We start from the raw sequence: 5,317 nt of genomic DNA, 5'->3' as shown, positions 1-5,317 counted from the left end.
GCCGGTCACCTCAAGCCCGGCGCGGTCGTGGTCAGCTTCCAGAACGGCCTGCACAACTCGGCAACCCTCCGCGCCACCCTCCCGGAGGCCCGGGTGCTGGCCGGTATGGTGCCCTACAACGTGGTCCAGTCCGACCCGGGAACCGTGCACCAGGGGATGCCGGGCACCCTGATGGTGGAAGACGCCCCGGAAGCGGCCGAGTTGGTTCGCGCCTGCACGGAAGCGGGTCTGGCCATCGATGCGCGCGGCGATATCGCCGAGGTGCAGCACGCGAAGCTGCTGATGAATCTCAACAACGCCGTCAACGCTCTCTCCGGCCTGCCGCTGCTCGCGCAGCTGGCGCAGCGCCCGTACCGGCTGTGTCTTGCGATGTGCCACCAGGAGGCCCTTGCCGCCTACCGTGCCGCGGGCATCCGCCCCGCGCGGCTCGGCCCTGCGCCGGCCTGGCTCACCCCGTATGTACTGCGCCTGCCGGATGCCCTGTTCCGCAGGGTGGCGGCCTCGACACTGCGCATCGATGCCCACGCCCGCTCCTCGATGTGGGAGGACCTGCAGCGCGGCAGACCCACGGAGATCGACACGTTGCAGGGGGAGATTGGCGTGCTGGCCGAACGGCACGGCCTGAAGACGCCGGCGAACAACCGCATGGTGGCTCTGGTCAAGGAGGCGGAGGCCGGGGCGGGGAAGAACTGGACGGGGCCCGAGCTGCTGGCCCAGCTCCGGACCGTGGCGCGGCCCTGACGGGATCTGTGCCTGGGCGGCGCGGTTGAAGTGGCCGCACGGCCTCCGGCACCAGCTCACCGGCACTGTGAAGAAGTACCGGGACTGTGAAGAAGTACCGGCACTGTGAAAGAGCACCGACACCATCACATGAGCCCCAGCAGTGGAAGCGGAGTGGGACCGTGCTGGGCGGGGTCATGGCCTGGAGCGCGTCGGTGACCGCGACCTGCTGACCTGAGGGTCCCTCTGACAGGGGCGTGCCCTAGGCTGCCTTGATGAGCGGGATGATCGACTACGGAAGGTTCGGGGAACGCCTCAGGAGCGTGATGCCACGATGGGGCGACCGTGACCGGATGTCTCAGGACGAGTTCGCCGCCCACCTCGCCGACACGGCCCCACGGTGGGAACTCCTGCGCCGCTTCCAGGAGGAGTGGGGCTACGTGGTCCCCGCGGACGCCGTACCGTGGCAACGCTGGTCCGAGAGCGAGCACCGGCAGTACCTGCGCCGCCTCAGGGGCGAGGCGACCGACGAGGGGGACGACGACCCGTTCGAGAGCGTGGACCTGAGCCTGCCGGTCCCGGCCGCGCTGGACGAGTGGTGGGAGCTGCCGTTCAACTCCTTCACCCACAGCCCGCGCCTGTACTGGACGAACCCCGAGTACCCACCGACGCTGCGGCCCGACCCGAGCGGGTACGGCGTCGCGGGCGGGCTGCCCGACGACTCCGCCCTGGTACCCGCCGGGGCCGACCGCCGGATGTGCGTGTTCACGGCCGAGTACGAGTACTGCAACGAGTGGGGGTATCCGGCCGCCGAGGCAGGACTGCCGGATCCACGGGTGCTGGTCACCGTCTCCGAAGGAGAGTGGGTGCTCCAGGCCGGGTCCGTCTCGGAGTTCTTCCTGCAACTCGCCGTGCAGCGACTGCCCTCGTACTACGGCTGGACGGTCGATGGCGACGACGACACCGAACGGATCGTGGCGTGGGTCAGGGACGAACTGCCCCCACTGGGTTTCCAGCCGTGGCGCGAGCTCGGTCAGCACACCACCGTGTACGGCGCGCCCGACGCACTGGTGTTCCACGACACCGGATACGGTGACGCCGAGCTGACCGTGTACGGGCGCACCGCCGAGGCGCTGAAGACGCTGGGCGCCCGCATCGGCCTCGACTGGTCCGACCGGATCCTGACGCCCCGTGCGGTGGAGGAAGCCCCGAAGCCGATCGCGCTGCATCCCGGCGACACGGACGAGACCGGCCGCTGGACGGTGCTCTCGACGGCCCCGGACCCCATGGAGTCCGGCTTCGAGCGACCCCCGGCCGATGACGACGCCGGATCCAGGACCGTGTCCGGAACGCTCGCCGTCACCTGCGACGAGGACGGCACCCTGCGGGCGCGCCGGCTCGACAGCGACGCCGATCCGGACGTCGCCCACCCACAGGCCGGACCCGCAACGGCCCTGGCCTGCATGGAACTTCCGGACGAGGGACCGCTGGTCGCGAGCGGCCACCGCAACGGCACGCTGTACATGTGGATGCCCGACTCTGGCGACGAGCCGCTTGAGGTGGCGCGCCGACGCCCGGCACTTGCCGGGCTCGCGCTGACCGACTGCACCACCGGGACGGTCCTCGCCGCGTGCTGGCGCGACGACTTGGTGGCGCTGTGGGACATCGCGTCGGGCGAACGCGCCGACCTCGACCTCGGCCCCGGCATCACCGCGGTGCATCTGGACGCCGACCTGTGTCTGACGGTCGGTGGGCCGAGCGGACGCGCCGTCGTCCGGCTCGACCCCGACACACTGTGGCCGGCCCGCGAACTCATGCTGCGGGTGGTCTCCTTCGAGAACGCGGCCTGTGCGACGGACAGCGACCCGGAGGACGTGCCCCGCCACCTCGCGAGGCTCCTGTCGTGGGAGGCCGACGACGCGCGGCGCGCCTTCGTGGAACTGGAGACGCTCCTGGCCCCCGAGAGGGAGTTGTGCTCGGCCGCGGTACTGGCCTTCGTGTATCTGACGCAGATCGGCGCGGCGGTCGGAGTGGGGGCACACCACTGCCACGTCCGGCGCCAAGCGCTCGGCCTGGCACTGCGCATCGTCAGGGCGATGGACACGGGCGAGGGAAGCTGGCACACGGTCGCCCGCGACATGCTCGCGGAAATCGGGCCCGCACTCGCCGACATGCTGGAGGAGGAGGATCCCGCCACGCGCACGGCGGGCGCACTGCTCGCCGCGGCGCTGCCGGAACGGGACGAGAGAGCCGATGTGCTGCTGCGGGACCTCGCCGCCGGTGATCCCGATCCGGAGGTCTCGGCCGCGGCCGCGGTGGCGCTGGGCGATACCACCGCCGTGGACACGCTGGTCTCGGTCGGCTGGGAACGGGCGGATGTGGACTCCTTGCCGCCGGGACGGTGACCCACCCGGTCACCTGCCGGCTGCCGCCTCAGCCGACCATGGTCCGGACGCTGATCGACCACGGTCCGTCCGACCGCGCGTACACCAGGCATGGCCCGGAGAGCGGTACCTCCCCCGTCCAGGGGCCGACGTGGTTGGCCAGTTCGTCGAGAAAGCCGGAGCCGTCGGATTCGAAGGTGTCGGTGAGAAAGTAGCCTCCGTCGCAGGACCGCGGGGCGCCCGTGCAGCTCAGGTGCGCGACGGCGGGGCCGCCCGCATATCGGAGGACGTCCGAGGCGGGGCGCTCGGCCCGCCCTTCGAGGACGACTGCGTCGTCCACGCCGGTCACCTCAACCGCCCACGGACCGTCCGCCTGGATCCGGAGCGCGCGCACCGGACCGTCGTCGGCGTTCGCCAGGGCCCGGCACGCGAAGGAGCCGTCGGTGTACACGAGTTGGCTTCCCGAGCGCAACCTGTCGTCCAGGGCGTCCACCACGAAGTGGCCGGGGCCGGGGTGTGTGATCCCGAGGATGACCGGTTCCGCTCCGGTGGTGAGTTCCATCATCCGGCTGCCGTCGCCGAAGAGCCGCTGGAGCACCGGGCGACCCGCACTCACCAGCGCCGGGGCCGCCCCGTCGGCGGCAGGCGGGGACCTGTCCGTCTTGAACACCCCGCCCGTCGCAAACGACCCCGCGCCCGCGGGCACCTTGCCACCGCCCCTCCGCAGCCATTTCATGCCATCCCCCTCCGGTACCAACGTCAATGTACGGGCACGCGTGTGCGAGGAGTATGGCGCGGCAACACGCAGCCTCCACCCGCAGCCCGCACCTGCAACCGCCCCTACAGGATCGAACGGCGAGGGCCCTGGCAGTCGATGCCCGGGCCGTCGTCAGGTCGATGATGCAGGTTGGTTTCGGTCAGAAGGTTGAACAGGCGGCGCCCCTGGGCCCGGTTACGATCCAGTTGAAGACCTTCCGTGTCTTCGGGCCGTAGAGGCCGTCGGCGGGTGAAACGTGGTTGGCCCGCTGCACCTTGGCGACTGCTGCCTTGGTGCCCTGGCCGTAGATGCCGTCGACAGGGCCGGGGCTCGCCGTGCTGCAGCGTATGAGGGAGTTCTGAAGCGCCTTGACCGCAGAGCTGCTGTTGCCAGGACCCAGCTGACAGTTCAGAGAGCCATTGGACGCCGCGGCCACGGGTCCCGAGAAGTCCTGATACCACTTCGTCACGGTCTTGGAGCAGATCGGGGTGGCTGCCTGGGCGCTCCCGGCCGTCACGGCCAGGAAGCCGGATGCGAGAAGGACCGAGCCGCACCCGGCAACGGCCAAGCGTCGGACACCAGTGACAATGGACATGGATCTACCTCCGTGAGTGGCGTGTCGTGATGCTCTGGGCGACGACCGGACGATCCTCCGGGGAGCATCCCGGCCGCGCTGGCCCGGTTCTGGACGGACACCCCGGAGGCGGCTGCGCGACCGCCGTTGTCGGCGCCCGTCATCCGCGGGTTGGGCTTCTGGCACCGGAGCAGGCCGACCACGTGCCGCCCAGGACCACGGCCGCCTGGTGGCAAAGCTCCCTCGCTGCCCGCGCTGTCATCGAAAGGTCCGCCCCGTCACTGGGAACGCTACGGCCGACAGGCAGAGAAGACGTCAAACCCAAGTGGGTAAACCGCTGAGGTACTCGCCTACAACTGGGTTGGTACAGAAGTGCTTTGACGCACCCACGACGGATTGGTACGCACAACGAGCCTCGCGTGAGGGCGCCTCCACCGGAGGTGCAGCGGCGCCACGGAGCGCAGGATCCGGCGAAACTACCGGACTGGACCTGCTTTCGCTGCGATGTTTCCAGGCCGTGGCCCGCCACCAGCACATCAGCCGGCGTGGCGTTCAAGGGCGCCCAAGGCGTCAGCCCCTCGCTCTGGCGGCGTCGTGCACAGTGATTCCGGCACGCGGAGGGCCCGGCCGACCGTGACGCTCACAGTGGTCGGTCGAGGGGCCCGGGTTGAGTCAGGAGCCCTATGGCCGCGGCCCTCCTCCGGGCTTGAAACTCCTAGGAGGATGGGCCGCGCTCCGATTCGCGTGCAGCAGGGCAAGGGCGCCGCCGTGCCCCTCGTTCCTGATCTGAGGGACCGCCCGTTGGCTGTCCCGACCGCCAGGCAGGCCGGTGACGCCTCCGCCTCTGGACGTGATGGTGCGTCTGTCCACCGGAGCCCGGCG

The 5,317-nt window shown here is 70.5% G+C and carries 4 protein-coding genes; 2 read left to right on the top strand and 2 right to left on the bottom strand.

Going from position 1 to position 5,317, the window contains the following annotated elements; all coding sequences use genetic code 11:
* On the top strand, nt 1–741 hold a 741-nt coding region (locus tag AB0H32_RS46645), incomplete at its 5' end, for a ketopantoate reductase C-terminal domain-containing protein (RefSeq protein WP_361135299.1).
* Between the two features lie 332 nt (nt 742–1,073).
* Nucleotides 1,074–3,125, top strand: a complete 2,052-nt coding sequence (locus AB0H32_RS46640; RefSeq protein ID WP_361135296.1) for a hypothetical protein — start codon at nt 1,074–1,076, stop codon at nt 3,123–3,125.
* A gap of 28 nt (nt 3,126–3,153) precedes the next feature.
* On the opposite strand, the gene AB0H32_RS46635 is transcribed toward AB0H32_RS46640, so the two are convergent.
* Together AB0H32_RS46635 and AB0H32_RS46630 are read right to left on the bottom strand one after the other, a co-directional pair.
* Entirely contained in the window at nt 3,154–3,840 is a 687-nt protein-coding gene (locus AB0H32_RS46635; RefSeq protein WP_361135293.1) for a hypothetical protein, read from the bottom strand.
* Between the two features lie 181 nt (nt 3,841–4,021).
* The gene (locus tag AB0H32_RS46630; protein ID WP_361135290.1) at nt 4,022–4,456 is read right to left on the bottom strand and encodes a peptidoglycan-binding domain-containing protein; all 435 of its coding nucleotides are present in this window, start codon (nt 4,454–4,456) and stop codon (nt 4,022–4,024) included.
* Between the last annotated feature and the right edge of the window lie 861 nt (nt 4,457–5,317).

The organism is Streptomyces sp. NPDC020362 (genome assembly GCF_040642095.1).
In the GTDB taxonomy this organism is placed as follows: Bacteria; Actinomycetota; Actinomycetes; order Streptomycetales; family Streptomycetaceae; genus Streptomyces.
The sequence above is the reverse complement of the archived record's forward strand: the minus strand, read 5'-3'. Positions and strand labels throughout refer to the sequence as shown.

Bases quoted from the DNA above. Each gene is read 5' to 3' on its own strand.
- AB0H32_RS46630 (WP_361135290.1), bottom strand. From the start codon at position 4,456: ATGTCCATTGTCACTGGTGTCCGACGCTTGGCCGTTGCCGGGTGCGGC.
- AB0H32_RS46640 (WP_361135296.1), top strand. From the start codon at position 1,074: ATGTCTCAGGACGAGTTCGCCGCCCACCTCGCCGACACGGCCCCACGG.
- AB0H32_RS46635 (WP_361135293.1), bottom strand. From the start codon at position 3,840: ATGAAATGGCTGCGGAGGGGCGGTGGCAAGGTGCCCGCGGGCGCGGGG.